The following is a 22560-nucleotide window of genomic DNA, read 5'->3' on the forward strand; positions in this document are numbered from 1 at the left end:
CGTCATCGGCGAATTATGTTTGCGCACCGACCCGGGCGGTCAGCATTTCGCCTCAATCCTGAACGTTGCCGTCGTTGGCGTGTTGGGATTATCCGGGTTGGTTTGCTGGGCAGCGCCGGTGATGGTGTAGGTGTCGTGGGCGAACGCCGCCTGGGCGCTGCCGGCACCCGAGTCTGCGATGCCGCTGAAGCCGTTGAAGTTGTCGATGTTGACACTCTCGGGCTTCGGCTTGTCGGCTTGGAGGTTGAGCACTGCGCGGACGTGAGCGGGGGTGGCGCTGATATCCATGGTCAGCAACCACTGAAGTTGAGTGCATGAGACGGCTTGTGACGTTCGGGTGTTGTTGTCGACGGTGATCCGCGCGGTTTTCTGCGGCACTGTGTGTCCGGAACACGCGGCGCTGGCCGTCGCGAGAACCAAAGCGGTGAGCACCATGGCGCAAAACCGCTGCGACATCAGGCACCGCCGACCCGCGGGCCGTCGCTGTGGTGGTCGTCGCATCACAGTCACCAGCTTTACGGTTGTCTCGAGGATGGCTTACGGCTTCGTGGAGCGACCCAGCGGGGGATCACTGCACGATGCGGTAAGCACTTCGTCATAAGGCACATCCGACACCTCTGCGGGTTCAGTTACACCTGTGCATAGATACTTGGCTGGCAGACATCGACCGTCAAGAGCTAACAAGTGACCGCAAAACGAAAACCCAGCGCAGGTATCGCCTGATCGGTGAGCGGGCCATCGCCATCCTCATGTCCAGCTCATCGGGGTGGTCAGGGTTTACGCGCTGGCGAAAGCGCACGACGGAAGTGTGAGCGGTAACTCCAACGCGCTGAGCAAACCTGGCGGGGCTGCCACGACATGCGGCACCGCGTTCACTACCCGCATGGCGGTTGCGACCATTGCTCCTGCTCCGGCTTTCATTCCGGGGATGGCGGAGCGTTGCGGGTCACGCAGCGTGACAGCCAGGGTGCAATCAATGTCCGGTTCACCCCGGACGACCACCCGGTAGGACAGATCACCCACGCCCTTCGGCCACTCCGGGGCGATGTCATGGGCCAACCGAGTGACATGTTCGATGACGATGCGCTCACGCCCGGCAATCACGCCGATCGCCTTCATCCGCACAGCAGCACATGTCCCGGCCGCAACGGTTCCGAAAGCGACATCGAAGGTGCGGTTTGTCGTTCTGCGATCGAAGTATTCCCGCACTTCCTGCACTTCGGCGCCCAGGGCATCGGCGATTAAACGAAGTTGACCCTGCCACTCTCCAGCGATCGCGCCCGGAATGCTGACGAACGGCTGGAAGTCGAGCGGACGCCCGAATCCCAGTCCGTCCATCATGATGTCTGCCACGGCGTAGTCATCGTATAAGCCGATTTCGTAAGCATGGATCGACTCGACAACGTGAGATTGCGTCATCAGCACGAGCGGGAGGTAGTCGGCTGCGAACCCGGGCTCGATACCGGACGCGTAAAGCGAGGCCTGGCCCTTTTCTGCGGCGGCGGCGAGCTGCTCGCGCCAGCTAGACGGTTCATAAGCGGCAGGATTGATGAGCCGGGTGGTGCTCGTGGTGACGACATTGATACCGGCTTCCAGCAGCCGGACGTAATCCGGAATGGCGGCGGCGTCACGCTCGGGTGCGCTGGCGGCGTAGACCACGCAGTCCGGACGCAGGCCGATCAGTGAATCAGCGTCGTTCGAGGCGGCGACACCGATGGGTTCGCCGTGGGCGAGTTCACCGGCATCCTTGCCCACCTTGTCGGGGGAATGGACCCATACACCGACGAGTTCGAGATCGGGTCGACGCCGAATCGCCTGGATGGCGATCGACCCGATACCACCCGTCGCCCACACAACCACCCGGTGTGACTGTGATGGCATGCTGTTCCTCCACCTCAGATAATTGCGCCATCTCGGCCCGCAGCGCTGTGCCTGGCCATCGAAGCTACGATCACAACGACGAATCTCGCGGCAGTTCCCGGTCGAACCAGGGCGTTTCATCCAACCACCCTGACCCGTGAAACCGTTCCAGCCGAGCAGACCTAAATTTTGTTCCGACGAACCTATCAACGGCCGAAGCAGACGGTCAAGGGCTTCGGGACCCGCGATAGCTTCGTGCTGACCAAACATTAGGTTATAGTCTGCATAGTCTTAACGGAACTCCACCGAGGAAGCGCTTGCGGCACTCCGGCTCGAAAAGCGGCGTTGATGTTTACGCTTAGGTTCGACATGCGGGCGCCGGAAAAGCATGCTCGGCCGAGCGAGCTTTACGCCGCTGCACTGGAGATGTGCGCATGGGCCGAGACGCGCGGCGCCATTGCGGCTGTTCTCTCGGAGCATCATGGCACCGACGACGGGCACCTGCCGTCCCCGCTGATACTCGCCGCGGCGATCGCCTCACGGACCGAGCGGCTAGCGATAATTCTTGCCGCAGTTCCTATTCCGTTCTGGGACCCGGTCCGGCTCGCCGAAGAAATGAGCGTTTTAGATATCCTCAGCAACGGCCGCGTCAGCTATGCCTTCGGGATCGGCCATCGCCCTGAGGAATACCAGCATTTCGGGGTCGACATGCGTCGGCGTGGGCGGCTCGCTGACGAAAAGCTGGCCTTGTTGCTCGAGCTGCTCAAGGGTGAGCCGGTCGTCCACGAGGGCCGGCGGATCCACGTGACGCCCCGATGCGTGACCGCGGGCGGGCCGCCCATCATGCTCGCGGGTGGCAGCCCGGCTGCGGTCAAGCGGGCGGCGAAGTACGGACTTGGATTTATCTCACAGACGAATTCTCTTGCACTGAAGGAGCTTTACGAGTCGGCGTGCCACGCCCACGGACACGCCCCTGGCTTTACGCAGTTCCCCGACACTAGCGCGCCGACCACGGTGTTTGTCGCTGACGAGCTGGACCGCGCATGGAACGAGCTGGGGCCATATCTGCTTCACGACGCACTGACGGCGGCGGCTTACCGGCACGGTGACGACACGGTGGCCAGCATTTCCCGTGCCAAAACTGTGCCTGAGTTGCGAGCCGCTGAGGGCCCCTACCGCATCTTCACGACTGACGACGCGGTCGCTTACATGCGGGGCGGTCGCAGCTTGCCGCTGGTGCCGCTGTGCGGCGGGATTCCGCCCAGCCTGGCCTGGCCCTATCTCGAGCGGGCGGTGTCGGCATCAGCACGAGCACACCAAAACAGCTGAGGAGCGACGGGAACGGTCGAGGAGATCATATGGCCCACGATCCCATTCGTGTTGTGGTGTGGTCGACCGGAGGTGTCGGCTCGATCGCCATCGACGCAATCCGGCGTAGGCCCGACCTCGAACTCGTTGGTGTCTGGGTACATTCACCGGAAAAAGTCGGACGCGACGCGGGTGAGCTCGCCGGCGGCACAGCGATCGGCGTGGCGGCCACCAACGATGCCGACGCGCTCCTCGCGCTACAGCCGGACTGCGTGGTGTATGCCGCGAGCGGTCCGCAGCGCGACGCCGACGCGGTACCCGACTATCTGCGGTTGCTCCGGGCCGGGATCAACATCGTGTCGACGACGTCAACGAGTCTGGTCTACCCACCGGCGTACTTTGCGCCCGACTGGCGCGATCAGCTCGCAGCGGCGGCGGCGTCCGGCAACGCTTCGTTCTACGCATCGGGCATTTTCCCGGGATTCGGGTCCGACCAGCTGGCGCTTGTCTTGACGACACAGTCGAAATCGATCCGCACCGTGAAGGCCACCGAGGTGGCGCTTAACGACCACTACCCGGTGGCCAGCGTCATGATGGATGGGATGGGATTTGGCCGGCCTCTTGATTTCGACCCGATGTTAAAGACTCCGGGTTTTATCGAAATAGCTTGGAGTGCACCGATTCATCTGATCGCCGAAGGTCTCGGAGTCAAAGTGACCGAAATACGAGGGTCACTGGACCGCCGGGTGACCGACCGCGATATCGATGTGGCGTTCGGCACGGTCAAAGCAGGGACATGCGGGGCAGTCTGCACCCGGGCGGCTGGTGTCGTCGGGGGCCACGAAGCGATCGTGATCGAGCACATCATCCGGATGGCCCGCGACGTGGCACCCGACTGGTTGAGCTCTGAACACGACGCCACTTACCGCGTCGACATCGAGGGCGACCCCGATATCCACTGCGCCATGACCCTCGGCGACGCCCAGGGCCACGGCGCGGGCCGGGGAGCGATGGCGGCCACCACAATGCGTGTCGTCAACGCGGTTCCCTACGTGGTGGAAGCACCCGCGGGACTCCTCAGTTCGCTCGATCTGCCGATAACACTGCCCCGGCACGCCCTGGAGTGAGCAACCCTCAGGGAGACCGCCGAGCTTGTGCGCGGGCTGGGATGTCCAGACTGTAGGCGCGCATCTGGGCGCGTGCTCGCCGGGCCGGCCGGGACGATGACGGCTACGTCAGCGATACCCGGCCCATGATCAGGTCGATGATCGGCTTACCGGGCGCGAAAGAGCCCGTCATCGACGACATCACGTGTCCGTTGTCGACGAGAAGGTTGACACCGCTGATGCCGCCGGCGGCGTCACTGTTGAGAAAGACCATCGCGTTGGCCATCTGCTGCGGTGTGTGGATCTCGCAGCCGGTGGCATCCCGGTAGTCCTGAGCGAAGGTCAGCCACAAATCGGCATTCGCCCGGGCGAGCGGTGTGTCGGTCGGGCCCGGGCAGATCGCGTTGATGCGTACACCCTTGGCCATGAACGGGTAGGCCTTCATCGCGACATATGCATTGATTACCTGTTTGCTGAAGCCGTAATGGATGATCCCTTCGGGCTCATGAGCCTTGACCCAGGCGTCGGCCGACTCGTAGTCGGGTGTCGCCAGGAATTCCTGCAGCCGCGGCAGATCGTTCTCCCAACCGATACCGCCCACCGAGGAGATAAAGCAGATCGCTGAGCCGCGGGGAAGCCGGCCGTCGGCCAGCAATGTCTCGATCAGATGGCGGTGGCCGATGAAATTGACCCGCATCAGCTTCGGTCCGTCGGCCACGCCGGCCGCCGAGAAGATGGCATGAACCGGTCCGTCGATCTGCTCAAGAGCCGCGTCGATCGACGAGCGGTCGGCCAGATCCACCTGCACCGATTGCGCGACCTCATACGCCACCGGCGCGTAGTCCATCACGATCGCCTCGGCGCCGAGCGCCGCTGCGGTCTGGGCGGCGGCAGCGCCCATGCCCGTGGCGCCGCCAACGACAAGTACCCGCTTGCCGTCATACCGGAACTGCTCGATGCCGGTCATCGCTCGTCCTCTCTGTTCGGTGGCCAGCGGAGGGCCCGAAAGCACTGTACGCAGAACATATATTTGGTTCAATAGGTGGCGCCCGCCAAGTTGATGACCCACCGTGCGTCGCGGCCGTCTGCCCAGCCGCCCTCATCGGCCTCGGCCATCGCCGCGCACACCCCGCTCCTGGCCGACTCAAAGCGCCGCGAGGCCGCAGTGCCCGGGCATTCACGGATCAGCACACTGCCGGCTAGGCCTTTCGGCAGGCGGCTCCCCGCAGCACCGTGTCACGGGCGTGAATCAGCGCGGCGCGCTTGCCGATCGCGTCGATGATGTTCTGCGGCATCCACAACACATCGATCACACACCGCGACAGCATCGCGGTCGAAGGAGCGTCAACACGAATGTCTCCAGATCGGATTCCTTCGGACAACAGCGATTTCAGCTGCCGCATGCGGGTGGCGAAGGCCAGGCCCGGGTTGGGGGTGTTGGGCGGAGACTGTCGCATCCAGGCCAGCTGAATCTTCCACTCGTCGCGAAAGCGGTCCAAGGCATTGATGTCGATCCAGCTCAACGCATCCAGCTTCTCGATCGACGTCGAATCCGAGCGCAGCACGCTGACGAATCCCGCCCCGACCTTCTCGCCGAAGGATCGCATGATCGATGCGAGCAGCTCCTCCTTGGAGCCGATCAGCCGGTAAACCGTACCGGTGCCCAGCCCTGCAGCGGCCGCGATATCCCTGATGGTGGTGACTTCGTAGCCCCGGCGGCCGAATTCGGCGCGTGCCACCGCCCGAACATGGGCTGCCTTGTCGTCCGGGTCGGCTTGGTGTTCGTCAGGCCACGTGTCGATAACGGCGTTGGCGGCGGCGAGGGCATTGGAGCGGTCCAGTTTCGCGTCGGAGGGCGAGCGACTGGCCAGACCCCCCAAAATGATCTGGCACATCAACGTGGCCACCTGGTCGGCGGGGGCGTTTTGCCGGATGACATCAAGACCGATGTGCAACATGGACTGACAGATCCGGTCGGCCAGCGTCGAAAGGTCGATGTCGGATCTGATGTAGCCACTCCAGCGGCCGGCCCGCAGTGTTTGTAGCATCGCCTGGTGGATGGCGGTCGGGGGACGCTGCACCAGCTGCATCAGCTCCGGGTTGGCGCTGGGTGCCTCGTGAAACGACATCGCGAGTGCGGCACTGTGCCGAACGGCGCATTTCGCGATGGCCGATCCCAGCTGCACGATCTTCTCAGACACCGGGCGTGAGTCGGCGTCGTCCAGCCGCTGCTGGGCGGCTTCACCGATGCGATCCAGGTCGGCGTGATAGCGCTGCAGCAACTCGACGAGGATCGCCTCTTTGGATTCGAAATGGTGGTAGAGGCTTCCCGGCAGGATTCCCGCAGCGTCGGCGATCTCCTGCAGCGAGGTGCGCAGACCGGAGGACGCGAACAGCGAAGCCGCAGTCTGAAGTATCTCCGATCGGCGCGTGCCGTCTGCTTCCCGGTAGGGAGACGACTGGGCGGCCGCTCCGATGTCGGGTGCGTTCAGACGCGCGGATTCGTGGGAGCCTGAAGCCTCAGGTGGATGTTGAAGCGCCACAACACCTCCATGGCTATCGACTCCTGTCATCGGCGGCGTAACCGAACATTTGTTAACGCTACCAGACCGGGCGGGTCATCCCGGTAAGTTGAAGCGACCGACCAGCCGGCGGACGGTCGCCGTCTCTGCTGCCGTTCTACAGGGCTGGGCCATCCCAGCGGTCGAGGGCGACCACTTCGCTGAGGGGTCGCCGACTCGCCGGCTGGAAGCGCGTACCGTGACGCAGACGGCCGATCGGGAGCAGGCATCCCTGCACGTAACTGGCCGGGATGCCAAGCAGCTCGCGGACGGTGTTTTCGTGATGAAGGTGCAGCGTTGTCACACAAGTCCCATAACCGCGGGTGTGCAAAGCGAGCTGGAAGTTCCACACCGCGGGGAAGATCGACCCGTACAGCGTCGCCCGGTAAAACGACTCGTCGCCCTCGATGCGAGGCAGATAGGGCTCATAACAAGGGATCACGAGCGTCGGCACCTTCGCCATGTTCTCGACGAGCCACTCGGTCGACGACATCAGACGTCTGCCGGGAGTATCGGCCGGCAACAAGTTGGCGACCAGCTGCCCGCCTACTCTGCGCAGGTATGCCTGTCGGTACAGCGCGGCGATCTTCTCCCGCAGCGCCGGGTCAAAGATGACCAGCCACCGCCAGGACTGCTGATTGGAGCCGTTGGCGGCTTGCAAACCGATGCGCAGGCACTCGCGGATGTCACCACGGTCAACTGGCGCGTCGAGGTCGAGCGACGTACGCGCCGATCGGGTGGCGCGCAGCAGATACTCGACGTCCACGATCGCTTAGCCCGACGACGGTAGCTTGCTCGCCAAATCCAGCACCGTCACGATATCGGTGCCGATCTTCTTCAGCCGCGCCGAGGATCGGTAGCCCAGGTCGACATCGGTGGCTTGGGCGCGCAACGCTTTGACGGTGGCCTGCTCCCTGGGGATGTGCTGGAACAGGTCGAACGAAAAGAGGCGCATCGCGTTCAGGTGGGTGATCTTGTCGATCTCGTCGTCGGGCACGCCGTCGAGATAGACGGCCAGTGTTTCGGGCGCGACCGGCCATGTCGAGTCCGAGTGCGGGTAGTCACACTCCCAGGTGATCATGTCCAGGTTGAGCTTGTGGCGGTTCTCGATCCCGAACATGTCGTCGATAAAGCAGGTCACGATGCGCTCCTTGAACACCTGGCTGGGCAACTTGTCACCGAAGTTCTGATGTGTCCACGCGCGGTGCATCGTGTAGACGCGGTCGATGCGTTCCAGGAAGTAGGGGATCCATCCGATACCCCCCTCGGACAGGGCGAAGATGAGATCAGGAAACTTGCGCAGCGTCGGCGACCACACCAGATCGGCCGCCGCGTTGACGATGCTCATCGGCTGCAGCGTGATCATGGTGTCGACGGGGGCGTCCACCGAGGTGATCACCACTGATGAGGACGAGCCGATGTGCAGGCACACGACGGTGTTCTCGTCGCTGCAGGCGGCCCAGAACGGATCCCAGTGTGGATCGTGTAGTGACGGGTAGCCGAGCTTGGTGGGGTTTTCGGAGAACGTGACGGCGTGGCAACCTTTCTTGGCCACCCGGCGCACCTCCTCGGCCATCAGGTGCGGATCCCAGATCGGTGGCAGCGCCAGCGGGATCATGCGGCCCGGGTAGGTGCCGCACCACTCGTCGATGTGCCAGTCGTTGTACGCGCGCAGCACCGCCAGCGCGAGATCCTTGTCGCGAGCGCGGGCGAAGTACTGCCCGCAGAACTGCGGGTACGACGGGAAGTTCATCGCCGCGACGACGCCGTTGGCGTTCATGTCGCGGATACGCTGGTGGATGTTGTAGCAGCCTTCGCGAATCTCACTGAGTTTGGTTGGCTCGGCACCGTATTCGTCGGGTGGACGGCCCGCGACCGCATTCAGCCCGACGTTGGTGGCTTCTTGTCCCTCGAACACCCAGGCATCGGTGCCGTCCTCTCTCTTGACCAGTTTGGGCACGTCGTCCTTGTACTTGGCGGGGATGTGGCCTTTGAACATGTCGGGCGGCTCGACGAGGTGGTCGTCGACGGAGACCAGGACGAAATCATCCATTTTCATGGTGTGCTCCTTGTGTTTTCGGTGGAAGCCCCATGCACGCCTCAACCACCCACCTGCAGCAGACCCGTTCCCCGCCCAGCCGAACTCATTGACTGCAGTACAAGCCGCACTTTACTGTGGAACAGATATTTGGTCAACGGGTCGTGGACTAAGCGATGGGACGCGCGCGCACGTCGGGACGGGGATCATGGGTGCAGTCATCATGCTGGGCACACTTCTCAGCCTGATTGTTCTCATCGTTGGTCTGGTGGTTCGGTTTGACCCGCAAGCACGCGGTCCTTCCATCCGCAAGGGCGACGGCGCATGAGCACCCTGACTCCCCTCATGAAGGCAAGTATCGCGTTCGCCTATATCGGCGGGTTCACGTTCGTAGCCTTGGGTGTGTACCGCAGTTATCGCCGGCGTCGCCTGGATCCGCTTTTACTCGTGTGCATCTCGGCGATTTCGATCTCGTGGATCGAGGCGCCGTACGACTGGGCGGTGTACGCGCAGTTCCCGCCTGCCATCCCTCGCATGCCGTCCTGGTGGCCGTTGAACATGACGTGGGGTGGCCTGCCGGCAGCGGTCCCTCCCGGGTACATTTCCTACTTCGTTCTTCCTGCCGTGATCGCAGCATTCGTCGGGCGCCGGCTGAGCTTGAGGTTCCAGTGGCGCAGGCCGGTGACGTTATTGGGTGCCGGACTGATCATCGGCTTCCTGTGGGCGTTTCTGTTCAACGCGATCCTGGGGGCCCGGCTCGGCATGTTCTACTACGGCCGCGTGATCGGCGGACTCGCGTTGTGGGAGGGCACGAAGCACCAGTACCCGCTCTATGACGCGCTTGCGATGGGTGTCGTAGTGATGGTGTTCGCCTACATCCTTGGGCGAACCGATCCACAAGGACGCACGATCATCGACCAGTGGGCTGATTCACGGTCGACGGGCCGTCTGCAGTCGGCATTGCTGTCGGTTGTCGCCTTCGTCGTCATCGGGCACGTCGTCTACGGCGCGGTCTTCGCCCCGCACCTCGTCACCAAACTGGCCGGCCTGGTGAGTGCTGGGCCCACCGAGCAGTTATTCGGCGGGGTGCCAAACCAACCGCAGTAAAGAACCGACAATCAAGGCCCGCAGATGAGCGAGGTATCAGGACGACGAGCCGGAATCTGGTTACTCGGTCTGCTCCGGTGTCACGAGTTAAGTCGAGTTAAACTGCCGTCACTGCGATGAGGAGAAAGCCTGACGCCGAGCAGCGGCGCCGCGATCTGTGCGATGCCGCGATCGAGTTGTTGGCCGAGGATGGGGCGCGGGGACTGACCCACCTGCGTGTTGACCGGCGCGCAGGGGTCGCCGACGGGACGACGTCGTTCTATTTCCAGACAAGAGCTGCTCTGCTGCGCGGGGCTACTGACCGGGTGGTGCAGCTCGACGTGGAGGACTTCACCGCCGCGATGAGCGCGATCAGTGCCTCCGGCGGCGATCGAGTCGACTCTCTTCTGTCTCGACTGGCCGAGCAGGCAATGAGGACCGCGGTCGAACCCGAACGATCACGTGCGCGTGCGCGTTTTGAGCTGCTGATGATCGCAGCGCGCGATCCGGAACTGGGTGCGGTGTTCCAGGGCCTCATGGATCGATTCGTCGCGATTAGCGAAGAGGCGGTGGCTCAAGTGCAGCCCGCCGGTGTGGTACCTGATCGAGAGCTGATCAATGAGCAGGCATTCGCTGTGGTCACGTTCCTCGGCGGATTTCTCTTCCGGTTGGCCAACGGTCTGGCCCGGCTTGACGACGCCAAGCAACTCGAGGGGTACCTCCATGCCGTAATTACTGGCGTCGCCGCCGAACACACACGAATCCGGGCGGCGGGTTGACTCGCGTTGCGGGAGCGCTATCGCGCACGCCGAATACTCTTGTGCCGCTGGAGGGTTGTGTCGGCAGTGACGAGAACACGTCCATGCACACCGGCGTTGCGGACGAGATCGAAGGCGTCGGCGATCCGGTTCAGATCGAGTTGCGGCCCCATCATGGGGGCCGGCTCGATGTCTCCACTGCTGAAGGCGGCGATCACCTCGCGAAACTCGTCAGGCCGATAGCAGACAGAGAACCGGATAGTGAGCTCCTTGAGCAGCGCACCGACGGGTTCGATCGGCACCGCCTCGGCGCAGGCCCCCGAGATAACGATGCGACCAAGCGGGCGCACGGCCGTCTGGCATGCCTGGAGAAGCTCGGGACGCCCGACACACTCGAACGCCGCGTCATACGCACCAGCGGTGCACTCGGTGACCGAGCCCACCACATCGGTTGCGCCCATGACGCTGGCCAACTTACGGCGCTCGGGGTCAGGGTCGGCCGCCGTGATCCGCGCGGCTCTTTTCGCCGACAACCAGGCGATCGTGGTAAGACCAACACCACCCGCGCCGATAACCAGCACCTCATCACCCGACCGGATCTCAGCCGTGTGGACACCGTGCAGTCCCACCGCGAACGGCTCAACCAAGGCCGCGCAAGTGCCAGTCAAATCATTGGGCAGGGCGAACGCATGCCGGGCGGGGACGACAGCGAGCTCGGCGAACCCGCCCCGATCTGGCCCCATACCGATGTAACGGGTCTGAGCGCAGTGCGCGACTACGCCGGCCACGCAGTAGCTGCAGGCGCCACAGCAAACAACCGGCAGCACAGCAACATTGGTGCCCGTGCGCCAGTTGCCGGCCTCCGATCCCACGGAGACGATCTCGCCACCCAATTCATGGCCCATGACGATGCCCGCAGGCATGAACGGCTGCGCTTTGACGTCCGAGCCGCAAACTCCGCATGCCGCAACCCGGATCACCAACTCATCGGGACCCGGTACCGGATCGGGTAGTTCGACGATCTCGAATCCGTGGGCCTCCGTCGTGACGGCCGCCCTCACGAGGTTCCTTCCATCTCGATCTCGAACGCCGACAGGTATGGGTCGAAGACCCGTTCCAGGTCGGCAATGGTGACGCCGGAGCCGTCGAGCGAATAGGGCTGAACGCCAAAGCGGTCCTGCGGATGTCGTTCCAACCACGTGAGCATGGCGGCCTCGGTAGACGCCGTGAGCTCGTCGCCCGCCCACTCGTACAGCGAACGCATCACGCCGATCGGATCGCGCATAAGCGCGGCGTAGTGCAAATCAAAGAACCGTTCGTCGCCGATGCGCCGGCGCGCTTGCAGCGGTCGGGCGACATGTGCCTGCAACTGGCGAAGCACGTTGGACACCACGTCGTCAACGTCGATGTCAGCACCCAGCACTGCGCGCGACAGATAATTCAACCGCAGGAACGATGCGGTGGCCTTGAACGGATCGCGGTGAGCCCAGACGATGCGCACATCAGGGAACGTCGAAAGCAGCGTTTCGATGTGCACGGCGTGGGATGGCATCTTGAGCGACCACACACCCGGCGCCCGCGACTGCAGCATCTGCAACACCGACCGCTCGTAGGCATAGGTACTCGTCATGTCGGCCTCGAGCAGCCAGTCCGCGTAGGCGCTGGTCGGCATGAACGCCTCCCACAGGTAGGCCTTGAAATCCTGGCTTTGCACGAACACGCACTCGGTGGGCCCGTCGGCCTCATCCCAATGCACCATCGGGATGTTCGCTGCCTTCAACCCCTCAGCCATCATGTCCAGCTCGGCCTTCTTCTTCAGGCAGCGCGGATCGGTGCGTAATGTTTCAGGCGATGCTGGCGGGACGGAGTTCTCCGCTTCCCACGTCAATAGCGACCGCCGGTTGGGGTCCTGATCTAGCAGATAGCTCGCCAACGATGTACCGGTCCGCGGCAAGCCAAGAACCACCAGCGGACGTTCGATGCGTTCCGCACCGACCTCGGGATGCCGCTTGAGGTAATCGACGACGCGCAGTCGGTTCCACAGGGCGTCGACGAACCGGCCGTAGACGTAGTCGCGTCCCCCGGCGGTCACACCGGGCGCGGATTCGACGGTCTGCACCAGAATTGTCAGACCCTCGCGCCACGAATCACTACCGAAGTCGTCGAGGCCGGCGCGCTCGCACGCGCGGGCGACCAGGTGCTCGACTTCCGGAGTGTTCTGGGTGCTTCGCAAGGTCGCCATGCGACCAGAGACTATACGATCGTAGAGAACAAATGTTAGGTTAGGCAGCGGACGCGGCATGGGAGGTTGACTGCTGGTGCCATCGCTGGACTCGCTGGTGAAACAAGGCGAGGGCGATCAGGACGCCGTCGATGTTGGCGACGGCATATTTATGTCCAGAAACATCGCCAACAGCTACCTGGTGACGACGGCCGACGGCGACGTGCTGATCAACACCGGCACCGACTTCGAAGCCGCCCGAATCAAGGCGCGTTTTGACCGGGTGAGCAGCGGGCCGCTTCGAGTCATCGTCTTCACCCAGGGCCATCCGGACCATGTGGGTGGGTGGAGCCTCTTCCACGGGCCCGGTGTTGAGACCATCGCTCAGGCGAACCACACTGATGTCCGGGAGTACTGGCGGCGCCTGCACCCGTTTTACTCGCGGCGCATCATGAGGCTGTGGGGCGCATTCGTGGATGTCGACGCGGCGTCGCTGAAACTACCGCCGGAACCAGCGCTCACCACCACGTTCATCGACAGCCATGCGTTCGAGCTCGCAGGCCGCCGGTTCGAGCTTTACTCCACCCCGGGCGGTGAGACCACCGACGCCCTTGTCGTCTGGATGCCTGAGCACCGGACCGCCTTCATCGGTAACCTGATGGGGCCGTTCTTCGGTCATGTGCCAAATCTGTACACCTTGCGCGGGGACAAGATCCGCAGCGCGATGGCATTCATCCACTCGGTGGACCGGGTAATCGCACTCGGGCCCGAGACGCTCATCAACGGTCACGATGTCTTTCGCGGTGCCGACGAGATACGGCACACGATGACCACAGTCCGAGACGCCACGGCTTATCTGCGCGACCGGACCATCGAGGGGATGAACGCGGGCACCGACCTGTGGACCCTGATGCATGAAATCAGGCTGCCGGCCGATCTTGCGCTACCCGAGGTGCACGGCAAGGTGCCATGGATCGTGCGGGCAATCTGGGAAGAACACGTCGGCTGGTTTCGGTACGAGTCGACCACCGAGCTCTACGACGTACCGCCGTCGGCGGTATGGCCCGACATCGTCGATCTGGCCGGCGGCGTCGCCGCTCTCACCGAGCGCGCCCATACTCACGTCGAACAGGGACGTGCCCTGCAGGCGCTGCACCTGACCGATATCGTCCTTGGCCACTCACCCAGTGACCCCGGCGCATTACGGGTGAAGCGTGCTGCCCTCGAACAGCTCCTAGCCGCCTCCGGACGGGAGAACTTCAGCGAGACGCAATGGCTGGAGCAGGAAATCAAGAAGACCACCGACGATACGGAGTGCGAATGAAGCCCGAGGACCTCTACCACACCGGCATCGTGGTCGACGACTTCGATGAAACCCTGGATTGGTTCATCAAAGTCGCCGGCTACCGGTGGACCGACGTGGTCGAGGTCGACCAGGTCGCCCAGACGCCGGACGGTGAGATCACCATTCCCATGCGAATGGCGTACTCGGGGAGAGACCCTCGGGTGGAGCTTCTGCAGACAGTTCCCGGAACGATCTGGGTCCCTGCGGATTCGGGCGTGCATCATCTCGGCTACTGGTCCGACGACGTGGAGTCAGATCTTGCGACACTCGAGGCGACCGGCATGCGATACGAGGTGAAGGCATTCAACCCGGATGGGTCCGGGGAACTTCTGTGGGCGTACTGCAAAGGCCCGGCCGGACCGCGTATTGAGCTTGTCAGCCGGGCTATGGAACCGTTCATCCACTACTGGTTCGCCACTGCCGACACCGCCTCGCAATCAGGCTGACATGACCGTCACGTCACGAACGCATTTGCGCCATGGTTGCTTCGGCCCATCCGGTTCGGGCTAATCGCGGCAGCCGCAGATGCCAGCGAACTCATCCAAACAGCACAGGCGGCCGACGGGGCAGGCTATTCAACGATCGGACTCAATGATCACTTCAACTCAACCGTCGCACCGTTAGTCGGTCTCCAAGCGATGGCAGGCGCCACGTCGCGCCTACGACTCTCGACAGCGGCGCTCAATCAAGACCTGCGACATCCCCGGTGCTGGCCAAGGAAGTGGCTACCCTCGACGTCTTCTCTGGCGGACGGGTGGAGCTTGGCCTAGGCGCAGGATGGGTGCGCGCCGACTACGTGCAATCTGGCATCGCGTTCGAACCGGCATCCCGGCGGATCGTCCGGCTGGAGGAAATCATCGACATCGTCAAGCAGCTATTAGCCCAGGGGACATGCAATTTCGCCGGCAAGCACTTCACCATCGCCGACCTCGAAAGCAATCCGCCGCCGATGCAACGCGGCGGACCTCCGATCCTGGTCGGACGTGGAGGGCGAAGAATCTTGTCTATGGCCGCGCGGTACGAAGCCGCAGGACCTGGTGCCGATCGTCGATCGGCTGGCGGGTATCTAATCCGTTGATTTCACGCAGGCCTTGCGAGAACTCGGAGGTCTTCTCTATCAGCGAAAGCAAACCTGAACCGTGCCGCTTCTTTTTGTGAAATTCTCGCCGAGCGCCGGATCTGTTCGATCGCGATTTCACCACCGCCGCGCCCAACCGCGAGTGGGTCACCGGCTTCGTCGTTACGGTGCCATGGAGCTAGGTGCTAATGCCAAGCCGATCGCAGACCGCGAAGACTTCGTCGAAGATCGAGCCGGGAACGGTGAACGGTTCTGTGGCCGACACCTCGGACAGATGGGCCGCGATGTCGTCGGCGGTCGGGTTGCTGCCCTTTTCCGCGAGCCAGCCCTGGCCGAGGCCGACGAAGACCCGCGCGAAGCGCCCGGCGCAGGCGGAATAGTTGTGATGGGTGAAACCGCAGGACCGGCTGGCCAGGAACACGACGATGGGCACCACCAGTTCAGGCTGGATTACTTTCAGAAAGCCTGTCTCCTCAAGGACTTTCGGGTCGCCAACGGTTTCGGTGACCATTCGCGAGAAACCGAACGGCAATACAGTGTTGGCCAGGATGCCGTGCTGCGCGCCCTCGATGGCGATGACGTTGGCCAACCCGACCAGGCCCGCCTTGGCCGCCGCGTAATGGGCCTCCAGCGGCTGCCCGAACACGCCCGCCGAGGAGGTGATGAACACGAATCGGCCGTAGCCCTGCGATTTCATCACCCTATATGCGGGCTGGCTCAAATAAAACCCGCCGTCCAGGTGTACGCGCAGCATGCGCCGCCAGTCGTCGCGCGACAGTTCGTCGAAGGCAACGCTGTTGAAGATCCCGGCATTGCTCACCACCGCGTCCAGGCGGCCGAACCGTTCGACCGCGGCCCCCACGATCGCCTCTCCGCCCTCTGGGCTGTCGACGGAGTCGTGTGATGCCACCGCTACACCGCCGGCGCTTTCGATTTCCGCGACGACCTTGTCGGCGACGCCGGGATCCGCACCCTCGCCGTGCATGGATCCGCCCAGATCGTTGACCACCACCGACGCGCCGCGTCGCGCAAACTCAAGCGCGTAGAGCCGGCCGAGGCCCCGACCCGCTCCGGTTACGATGACAACCTGACCGCTGAAGTCGATCACGGCGAGCTGCTCCTTCGTTGTCGGATAGACTGTGCCAGTTGGGCGCCCACGTGCATGAGGTAGTGATCGGGTCCGCCGGTGAATTCGTTCCAGCTCAGCAGCCGCTTGAGGTAGAGGTGCGCGTCGTGCTCCCAGGTGTAGCCGATGCCGGCGAACACCTGAATCGCGGTATCACCGACGGCGGCGAGCCGCCCCGCGAACGCCTTGGCCCGCACCGCCGCCAGGTGACGCTCGTCGGTACCGGCGGCGTCGGCCGCCCACAGCGCGTGGATCACACCGCTGCGGGCCAGCTCCACGGTCTCATACATGTCGACACACAGGTGCTGCACCGCCTGAAACGACCCGATAGGGTGGCCGAACTGACGGCGCACCTTCGCGTAGTCGACGGCGAGATCCAGGACCGCCCGTGCGGCGCCCAGCGCGTCGGCGGCGCGCGTGACCAGGATGTCGTCGGCGAGCGCCTGAACCGCTTCCGGTGAGGCGTCGGCAAGACGTTGCGCCGGCGCGTCATCGAGGGTGACACGAAACTGTTTGCGGGTCTGGTCGATACCATGCTCGGGTGCCACCACAACGCCAGATGACGCTGAATCCACAGCGAAAAGTCCTGCGCCGTCCGGACCGTCAGCAAGCACAAGCAGGACATCGGCCGCGGCGGCATCTGCTACAGCGTCGATCTCGCCTCGCAGCACAGCACCGTCGCCCCGCTCGATAGCCGCCGGCCGGGCGCCGCCAAGGGCGCCGACCGTCGCGATCACGGTGCCGTCGCTGATGGCCGTCAAAAGTGCGGCGGCCTCGGCGCCGAACCGCGCGAGGGCACGCGGCGCGGCGACCGCCGTTGACAGCCACGGTCCGGGGTGCAGTGCGGCGCCGAGCTCTTCGGCGACGATGCCGGCTTCCACCATGGTCATACCGGCACCGCCGCACTCCTGCGGTACCAGCAGACCCGTGGCGCCCAGCTCGGCCAGGCCCCGCCAGACCACATGCGTGGTGCCGGTGAGATCCTCGAGCATCGGACGCACATGCCCGGAAGTCGTCGCCTTCTCGGCGAGAAAGCGCCGCACGGTATCGCGCAGTGCCGCCTGTTCGTCGGTGAGCTCGAGGTTCATTGGCGCGGGAACCCGAGGACGCGCTGCGCGGTGATGTTCTTGTTGATTTGGGTTGTGCCGCCCGCGATGGTGAGCGAACGCGACGTCAGGCGGTAGTCGGCCCACCGACCGTTGGCACTGCGCGAGCCGAGCACATCGAAGGCCAAAGCGGCGATGTCCTGGCCGATTTCAGCCCAGATCGTCTTCGCGAGGCTGGCCGAACCCAGCGGGTCGCCGCCGTGCAGCATGGCCGAGATCGAGCGCTTACACAGCACTTCGAGGTATTTGATGCGCACGGCGATCTCGCCGAGGCGCCGCAGCGTCACCGGGTCGTCGAGTGGGCTCTGACCATCGAGTTCAACCTCGCCAAGATCGGCGACCAGATCCTCCAGCCGCAGCTGCATCTCGGTGTAAAGGCGCGCGGCTCCGGAGCGCTCGTGGCTCAGTGTGGTGGTGGCGATCCGCCAGCCTTCGTTGACCGGCCCGAGCAGGGCCTCTACCGGTACCCGCACCCCGGTAAAGAACATCTCCGCGAAATCCGTGTCGCCGTTGAGCGTGACGAGCGGCCGGACCTCGATACCCGGTAACGACATGTCGACGATCAGACAGGAGATGCCCTGGTGTTTAGGCGCATCCGGATCGGTGCGCACATACAGCTGACACCAGTCGGCGCGGTGCCCCAGCGAGGTCCAGATCTTCTGGCCGTCGACCACGAAGTGGTCGCCCTCGCGCACGGCGCGGGTCCGCAGCGAGGCGAGGTCGGAGCCGGCTTCGGGCTCGGACATGCCCTGACACCAGATATCGTCCGCGCGGACCATACGGGGGAGCAGCGTGTGTTTCTGGGCCTCGGTTCCGTACTGCATGATCGCCGGCGCGATATTGTTGATCCCAATCACGTTGAGCGGGAGCGGCGCCCGGGCGCGTGTAGTTTCCTCGGCGTAGACGAGCTGCTCGAGCATCGTCGCTCCGCGGCCGCCGTACTCGCGCGGCCAGGACACCGCGGCCCAGCCCGCGTCGGCCATCCTGCGATCCCAGGCGCGAAGCGTCTCGAACGCGGCATCGTCCGCGCCCGCCCGGCGGCGGGCCGCCACCACCTCATCGGTCAAGTTCGCGGCCAGCCACGTTCGCAGCTCCTCGCGGAACTGTTCCACCTCCGCCGGGTATGCGAAATCCACGTTGCCCTTTACCGAACCTCACGCGATTGACTGCAGCCAATGCCGGACTCTACGGTGGAACAGATATTTGGTCAACTAGGGCATAGGCGTTGAATTTTGGCGAACGACGACGTCATTGCTGAGCGTGTGCAGCGACTGAACCTGCTTGCGTCAGCACTGTCCGGCTACGCGCTGCGGGTGGCGCCGGTCGAACCGGGCACGCCGGCGTGGACGGATGGCCGCACCGTATTTCTCGACTCCGAGGCCAGCACCCGCAGCCAGGTCGAGGCACTTGCCGTGCAGGCGTCGCTGCTCGCGGCCGGAAGTCTGGAACCGAACGTACTCCGCAGGCTCGTCCGCCGTCGCACATTAGCCAGGCGCTATCTTGCCGTCGAAGCCCACCGGGCATTGGCGGCGAACGAGCACGTGCTGCCGCCACGGGTGCGCTCGCTCATCGACCGCGACATGGCCGCTCGCAGCGATTCACCTGCCGCGTCCCTGGAAGTGGCGTTGAGCCGGCAACCGATTGCCGACCCGCCGGAGGTCTTCGGCGTCATCCGGGCCCGAAATGTGTTGGTTGGAAAAAACCGCGCATCGCCGACGGAGCCGAACCGGCGCCTCGAGCAGCGGAGGCAAAGTCGGGCGCGGGCCGAGCTGGACGACGACGCTGGTGGCGTCGACACCTTCTCCAGCCCGGTAGGCGGCGGGGGCGCGCTCGGCCGATTGCTCCAGAAGATGCTGCGAGTGGTGCGCCGGCTCGACGAGGGCGGCCCTCCCGGCGTGGACGCGCCGACGCGTCGGACGCGCTCGGGTACACGCCGCGGCGGCAACGCGGTGGTCTCGGCCGCTGAAGCGGGCGCGTTCGAGGAAAGCCCGCGCACAGGGACCGCAACGAAATATCCGGAGTGGGACGTTCATCGACGGCGGTATCGGCTGAACTGGTGCACAGTCCGGGAGGTGACGCCGGACCCGAAGGACGGCACTTCGCCGCAGTTGTCGGATGCGCGGTTGGGCCGAGCGCTTGCCCGTCTGAGGATGGGCCTGGATCGGTGCCACCGGGAGGTTCAGGGCGATGATATCGACATCGACGCTGCGGTTGAGGCACGCGTGGAAGCGATGGCCGGGTCGGCCCCCGACGACGCGGTCTACCTGGACAACCTACGTCGCCTGCGTGACCTTTCGGTGCTGGTCCTGCTCGACGTTTCCGGCTCGGTCGCCGAGGCCGGCACAATCGGCCAGACCGTGCACCAGCAGCAACGGGCGGCCGCCGCAGCGTTAGTCTTCGCGTTGCACCATCTGGGGGATCGGGTGGCGCTGTACGCATTTCATTCGCAGGGCCGGTCCGCTGTTCACCTGATGCCGGTGAAACGTTTCGATGACAAGCTTGACGCCTTGGTGATGCGGCGTCTCAGCGGCCTCATGCCCGGCGCGTACTCCAGACTCGGCGCGGCGATCCGTCATAGCGCGACGGTGTTGGACCGCCAGGGCGGCACCACGCGGCGATTGCTTGTGGTGTTGTCCGATGGGTTGGCTTACGACCATGGCTACGAACGCGTCTACGGCGCGGCCGATGCGCGCCGAGCGCTTGCCGAGGCTCGTCACCGGGGCATCGGCTGCCTGTGTCTGACTATCGGCGCCGGCACCGATGTGGAGGATCTGCAGCGCGTGTTCGGCAGTGCGGCCCATGCCACGATTCCGCGGCTTGAGCAGCTGGGCCAGCTGATCGGTCCGCTGTTCCGATCCGCGCTGCGCTCGGCGGAGGTTCGCCGGCGGGTGTCATCAAGTCGGCTGACAGCGGCCCATGCCTGGTCCGATAGCACGGCGGGCGCGGGGAAAGGATAACGATGCCGGGTTCAGAGGTCCGTCCGTATTACGTGCCGGTCGGTAACGAGGAGCATGTGTTCAAAGCGGCTTTCCGGCAAGGATTGTCGGTTGTGCTCAAGGGTCCCACCGGATGTGGAAAGACACGCTTCGTCGAGGCGATGGCCTATGACCTCAAACGCCCGCTCATCACCGTGGCCTGTCACGACGACCTGAGCACTGCTGATCTGGTGGGACGGTTCCTGCTGCGCGGTGGTGACACGGAGTGGGTCGACGGACCGCTGACCCGCGCGGTGCGCGAAGGCGCGATCTGCTACCTGGATGAGGTCGTGGAAGCCCGCCAGGACACCACAGTCGTGCTTCACCCGCTAACTGACCATCGCCGCCAGCTTCCGATCGAGCGCCTGGGCGTAACCCTTGACGCAGCCCCGGGTTTCTGCCTGGTGGTCTCCTACAACCCCGGATACCAAAGTGTTCTCAAGGATCTCAAGGACTCGACGCGCCAACGGATGGTCGCCATCGAACTCGGATTCCCGGCGGCAGACGTCGAGGAGAAAATCGTCGCCGTGGAAGCCGGGATCGACCACGACGTGGCGGCCCAGCTGGTGAGGGTCGGCCAGGCGATCCGTCGCCTCGAGAATGTGGGGCTGCGCGAGGTGGCGTCGACTCGGGTGCTGATTGCGGCCGGGCGGCTCATCGGCGCAGGGCTCAGCCCGCGCGAGGCGGCCCGCGCCGCCATTGTCGGGCCGCTCACCGACGACGCGACTGTGACCGCGGGGCTGGTGGAGCTGATGGATGCGTACCTGGCCGACACGAGCAGCCCTGATTGACCATCACGGCACGCGACGCTAGTGTCTGAACAAATATTAGGTTTATCGATGGCGGGGCCGGGCGGGCAGCCGTTCCAGTGGAGGTGAGATGTCCTACGAGAGCGCCGCGGAGCCGATCAAAATCGGTTATCTCTTCGACTTTTTGCTGCCAGAAGGCTATCCGCGGGAGATGCGAGACGACCTCACCCAGCCATTCGATCTGGTGTTCAGCGAAGGGGTGAAACAGGGGATTATCGACCGCTCGGTCCAGATCGTATACCGGGAGGTCGAAGGGCTTCCGAAGGGAACGGTCAAGGCGGTGATCGACGCCTTCGGTGAACTGGTCGACGAGGGCTGCCTGGTGGTCTTCGGCCCGCACATCAGCGAGAACGCCGTGCCGACGCGTGAAGCGATCGAGGAGCGCTTCCGGGTTCCCGCGATCAATGTATGCGGTAGTGACGAGTGGTTGGGCGAGTGGACCTTCGCGTTCCCGCAAGGGTCGTTCACCGACGAACCGATCTTCTGGGCCGATCTGCTGGCCAAGGGCGGTCATAGTGAGGTCGGTGTATTGACCGAGCGGTCGCTGGTCGGTGAAAGCTACCTGAGGAACTTCCGAAACGCGTGTGAGCGCAAGGGCATTCGGATTGTGGCAGAAGCGTCGATCGCGCAGACGGCACAAGATGTCAACGAAGCGGTGCGCAGCTTGCACGAAGCCAAGGCGCAAGCGATTGTGCACTGCGGTTTCGGTTTCGGGATCGTCTTTATCAATCCGGCGTTGCAAGAGCTGAACTGGGATCCGCCGCGATACACCAGCACCGCGTTTCAGAACGCGTGGATCAACCCGGTGCTGTGGAACGCCTTTCTGGGCTGGATCGGCATCGACCAGTACGACGAGGGCAACCTGGTCGGGCAGCGCTTCTTGGACCAATACCAGGCGGCTTATGGCCGGCGGCCGCAGTATTGCGTGCCGGTGGTGAACCGCGATGTGGCTGCGACCCTGCTGCGTGCCTTCGCAGACGCCCACCCGTTGAGCCCGCGCGGCGTGAAGGAAGCTTTGGAACGGGTGAAAATGTTGCCGGCTGCGGCGGGTGCGCCCGGTACCAGGGTTTCCTTCGGAAAGTGGACCCGCCGGGCGTGGATGGGCGCCGGCTACCTGGTGGCGCGCCGCCTGGATCCGGACGGCGTCAACTCCCATCTCGTCGACCGCTTCGGTGAGGAATAA

Annotated in this window: 22 protein-coding genes; 11 read left to right on the forward strand and 11 right to left on the reverse strand. The window is 64.1% G+C overall.

Annotated features, from left to right (window positions below; translation table 11 throughout):
• Positions 1–39: 39 nt before the first annotated feature.
• Positions 40–456 carry a lipoprotein LpqH gene (locus G6N08_RS12425; RefSeq protein ID WP_163757710.1) on the reverse strand — a complete coding sequence of 139 codons (417 nt, stop codon included), beginning with the start codon at positions 454–456 and terminating at the stop codon, positions 40–42.
• 321 nt (positions 457–777) lie between these two features.
• Positions 778–1881 (reverse strand): NAD(P)H-dependent amine dehydrogenase family protein, encoded by a 1104-nt coding sequence (locus tag G6N08_RS12430; RefSeq protein WP_163757712.1) that lies wholly within the window; start codon positions 1879–1881, stop codon positions 778–780.
• Positions 1882–2208: 327 nt separating this feature from the next.
• Between G6N08_RS12430 and G6N08_RS12435 the strand changes: the two genes are divergently transcribed.
• Complete coding sequence (locus G6N08_RS12435) at positions 2209–3189, forward strand: LLM class flavin-dependent oxidoreductase (RefSeq protein ID WP_163757714.1); 981 nt, start codon at positions 2209–2211, stop codon at positions 3187–3189.
• 29 nt (positions 3190–3218) lie between these two features.
• Positions 3219–4295 carry an NAD(P)H-dependent amine dehydrogenase family protein gene (locus tag G6N08_RS12440; RefSeq protein ID WP_163757716.1) on the forward strand — a complete coding sequence of 359 codons (1077 nt, stop codon included), beginning with the start codon at positions 3219–3221 and terminating at the stop codon, positions 4293–4295.
• Between the two features lie 103 nt (positions 4296–4398).
• Here G6N08_RS12440 and G6N08_RS12445 read toward each other — a convergent pair whose 3' ends face one another.
• The 4 genes from G6N08_RS12445 to G6N08_RS12460 all read right to left on the reverse strand — a co-directional run bounded on the left by G6N08_RS12445 (position 4399) and on the right by G6N08_RS12460 (position 8894).
• Positions 4399–5241 carry an SDR family oxidoreductase gene (locus G6N08_RS12445; protein ID WP_163757718.1) on the reverse strand — a complete coding sequence of 281 codons (843 nt, stop codon included), beginning with the start codon at positions 5239–5241 and terminating at the stop codon, positions 4399–4401.
• A 232-nt stretch (positions 5242–5473) separates the two neighbouring features.
• A complete protein-coding gene (locus G6N08_RS12450; RefSeq protein ID WP_163757720.1) occupies positions 5474–6847 on the reverse strand; it encodes a TetR/AcrR family transcriptional regulator in 1374 nt (457 codons plus the stop codon).
• A gap of 106 nt (positions 6848–6953) precedes the next feature.
• The gene (locus tag G6N08_RS12455; protein WP_163757722.1) at positions 6954–7601 is read right to left on the reverse strand and encodes a nitroreductase family protein; all 648 of its coding nucleotides are present in this window, start codon (positions 7599–7601) and stop codon (positions 6954–6956) included.
• A gap of 6 nt (positions 7602–7607) precedes the next feature.
• Positions 7608–8894 carry an amidohydrolase family protein gene (locus tag G6N08_RS12460; protein WP_163757724.1) on the reverse strand — a complete coding sequence of 429 codons (1287 nt, stop codon included), beginning with the start codon at positions 8892–8894 and terminating at the stop codon, positions 7608–7610.
• A gap of 303 nt (positions 8895–9197) precedes the next feature.
• On the opposite strand from G6N08_RS12460, the gene G6N08_RS12465 reads away from it, so the two are divergent.
• Both G6N08_RS12465 and G6N08_RS12470 read left to right on the forward strand, forming a co-directional pair.
• Entirely contained in the window at positions 9198–9980 is a 783-nt protein-coding gene (locus tag G6N08_RS12465) for a spirocyclase AveC family protein (protein WP_163757726.1), read from the forward strand.
• Between the two features lie 116 nt (positions 9981–10096).
• A complete protein-coding gene (locus tag G6N08_RS12470) occupies positions 10097–10738 on the forward strand; it encodes a TetR/AcrR family transcriptional regulator (protein ID WP_163757728.1) in 642 nt (213 codons plus the stop codon).
• A gap of 17 nt (positions 10739–10755) precedes the next feature.
• Here G6N08_RS12470 and G6N08_RS12475 read toward each other — a convergent pair whose 3' ends face one another.
• Both G6N08_RS12475 and G6N08_RS12480 read right to left on the reverse strand, forming a co-directional pair.
• Positions 10756–11778 (reverse strand): zinc-dependent alcohol dehydrogenase, encoded by a 1023-nt coding sequence (locus G6N08_RS12475; protein ID WP_163757730.1) that lies wholly within the window; start codon positions 11776–11778, stop codon positions 10756–10758.
• Positions 11775–12959 (reverse strand): sulfotransferase family protein, encoded by a 1185-nt coding sequence (locus G6N08_RS12480; RefSeq protein WP_163760539.1) that lies wholly within the window; start codon positions 12957–12959, stop codon positions 11775–11777. Before G6N08_RS12480 ends, G6N08_RS12475 begins: the two co-directional genes overlap by 4 nt.
• A gap of 76 nt (positions 12960–13035) precedes the next feature.
• On the opposite strand from G6N08_RS12480, the gene G6N08_RS12485 reads away from it, so the two are divergent.
• Genes G6N08_RS12485 through G6N08_RS21095 form a run of 4 tightly spaced genes read left to right on the forward strand, consistent with a single transcriptional unit; the run spans position 13036 to position 15361 of the window.
• Entirely contained in the window at positions 13036–14262 is a 1227-nt protein-coding gene (locus tag G6N08_RS12485; protein ID WP_246216745.1) for an alkyl sulfatase dimerization domain-containing protein, read from the forward strand.
• Positions 14259–14729 carry a VOC family protein gene (locus G6N08_RS12490; protein ID WP_163757732.1) on the forward strand — a complete coding sequence of 157 codons (471 nt, stop codon included), beginning with the start codon at positions 14259–14261 and terminating at the stop codon, positions 14727–14729. The genes G6N08_RS12485 and G6N08_RS12490 overlap by 4 nt, the downstream gene beginning before the upstream one ends.
• A 36-nt stretch (positions 14730–14765) precedes the next feature.
• Entirely contained in the window at positions 14766–15053 is a 288-nt protein-coding gene (locus G6N08_RS21335) for an LLM class flavin-dependent oxidoreductase (RefSeq protein ID WP_163757734.1), read from the forward strand.
• A complete protein-coding gene (locus G6N08_RS21095) occupies positions 14990–15361 on the forward strand; it encodes an LLM class flavin-dependent oxidoreductase (protein WP_281352748.1) in 372 nt (123 codons plus the stop codon). The genes G6N08_RS21335 and G6N08_RS21095 overlap by 64 nt, the downstream gene beginning before the upstream one ends.
• A 178-nt stretch (positions 15362–15539) precedes the next feature.
• Here the strand turns inward: G6N08_RS21095 and G6N08_RS12505 are convergent, their stop codons facing one another.
• Genes G6N08_RS12505 through G6N08_RS12515 form a run of 3 tightly spaced genes read right to left on the reverse strand, consistent with a single transcriptional unit; the run spans position 15540 to position 18729 of the window.
• On the reverse strand, positions 15540–16469 hold the full coding sequence (locus G6N08_RS12505) for an SDR family NAD(P)-dependent oxidoreductase (protein ID WP_163757738.1): 930 nt from the start codon (positions 16467–16469) through the stop codon (positions 15540–15542).
• On the reverse strand, positions 16466–17575 hold the full coding sequence (locus tag G6N08_RS12510; RefSeq protein ID WP_163757740.1) for an acyl-CoA dehydrogenase family protein: 1110 nt from the start codon (positions 17573–17575) through the stop codon (positions 16466–16468). The genes G6N08_RS12505 and G6N08_RS12510 overlap by 4 nt, the downstream gene beginning before the upstream one ends.
• Positions 17572–18729, reverse strand: a complete 1158-nt coding sequence (locus tag G6N08_RS12515; protein WP_163757742.1) for an acyl-CoA dehydrogenase family protein — start codon at positions 18727–18729, stop codon at positions 17572–17574. The genes G6N08_RS12510 and G6N08_RS12515 overlap by 4 nt, the downstream gene beginning before the upstream one ends.
• Before the next feature lie 96 nt (positions 18730–18825).
• Between G6N08_RS12515 and G6N08_RS12520 the strand changes: the two genes are divergently transcribed.
• From G6N08_RS12520 to G6N08_RS12530, 3 genes are all read left to right on the forward strand, one after another.
• Positions 18826–20550 (forward strand): nitric oxide reductase activation protein NorD, encoded by a 1725-nt coding sequence (locus G6N08_RS12520; protein WP_246216746.1) that lies wholly within the window; start codon positions 18826–18828, stop codon positions 20548–20550.
• 2 nt (positions 20551–20552) lie between these two features.
• Positions 20553–21359: a CbbQ/NirQ/NorQ/GpvN family protein gene (locus G6N08_RS12525; protein WP_163757744.1), complete on the forward strand. Its 807-nt coding sequence runs from the start codon at positions 20553–20555 to the stop codon at positions 21357–21359.
• An 88-nt stretch (positions 21360–21447) separates the two neighbouring features.
• Entirely contained in the window at positions 21448–22560 is a 1113-nt protein-coding gene (locus tag G6N08_RS12530; protein WP_163757746.1) for an ABC transporter substrate-binding protein, read from the forward strand.

The sequence above is a fragment of the Mycobacterium botniense genome (genome assembly GCF_010723305.1).
In the GTDB taxonomy this organism is placed as follows: domain Bacteria; phylum Actinomycetota; class Actinomycetes; order Mycobacteriales; family Mycobacteriaceae; genus Mycobacterium; species Mycobacterium botniense.

What these genes read in the sequence shown, in the direction of transcription:
- G6N08_RS12510 (WP_163757740.1), bottom strand. Translation starts at nt 17,575, where the DNA reads ATGAACCTCGAGCTCACCGACGAACAGGCGGCACTGCGCGATACCGTG.
- G6N08_RS12460 (WP_163757724.1), bottom strand. Translation starts at nt 8,894, where the DNA reads ATGAAAATGGATGATTTCGTCCTGGTCTCCGTCGACGACCACCTCGTC.
- G6N08_RS12525 (WP_163757744.1), top strand. Translation starts at nt 20,553, where the DNA reads ATGCCGGGTTCAGAGGTCCGTCCGTATTACGTGCCGGTCGGTAACGAG.
- G6N08_RS12480 (WP_163760539.1), bottom strand. Translation starts at nt 12,959, where the DNA reads ATGGCGACCTTGCGAAGCACCCAGAACACTCCGGAAGTCGAGCACCTG.
- G6N08_RS12445 (WP_163757718.1), bottom strand. Translation starts at nt 5,241, where the DNA reads ATGACCGGCATCGAGCAGTTCCGGTATGACGGCAAGCGGGTACTTGTC.
- G6N08_RS12440 (WP_163757716.1), top strand. Translation starts at nt 3,219, where the DNA reads ATGGCCCACGATCCCATTCGTGTTGTGGTGTGGTCGACCGGAGGTGTC.
- G6N08_RS12530 (WP_163757746.1), top strand. Translation starts at nt 21,448, where the DNA reads ATGTCCTACGAGAGCGCCGCGGAGCCGATCAAAATCGGTTATCTCTTC.
- G6N08_RS12425 (WP_163757710.1), bottom strand. Translation starts at nt 456, where the DNA reads ATGTCGCAGCGGTTTTGCGCCATGGTGCTCACCGCTTTGGTTCTCGCG.
- G6N08_RS12465 (WP_163757726.1), top strand. Translation starts at nt 9,198, where the DNA reads ATGAGCACCCTGACTCCCCTCATGAAGGCAAGTATCGCGTTCGCCTAT.
- G6N08_RS12470 (WP_163757728.1), top strand. Translation starts at nt 10,097, where the DNA reads ATGAGGAGAAAGCCTGACGCCGAGCAGCGGCGCCGCGATCTGTGCGAT.
- G6N08_RS12490 (WP_163757732.1), top strand. Translation starts at nt 14,259, where the DNA reads ATGAAGCCCGAGGACCTCTACCACACCGGCATCGTGGTCGACGACTTC.
- G6N08_RS12430 (WP_163757712.1), bottom strand. Translation starts at nt 1,881, where the DNA reads ATGCCATCACAGTCACACCGGGTGGTTGTGTGGGCGACGGGTGGTATC.
- G6N08_RS12450 (WP_163757720.1), bottom strand. Translation starts at nt 6,847, where the DNA reads ATGACAGGAGTCGATAGCCATGGAGGTGTTGTGGCGCTTCAACATCCA.
- G6N08_RS12435 (WP_163757714.1), top strand. Translation starts at nt 2,209, where the DNA reads ATGTTTACGCTTAGGTTCGACATGCGGGCGCCGGAAAAGCATGCTCGG.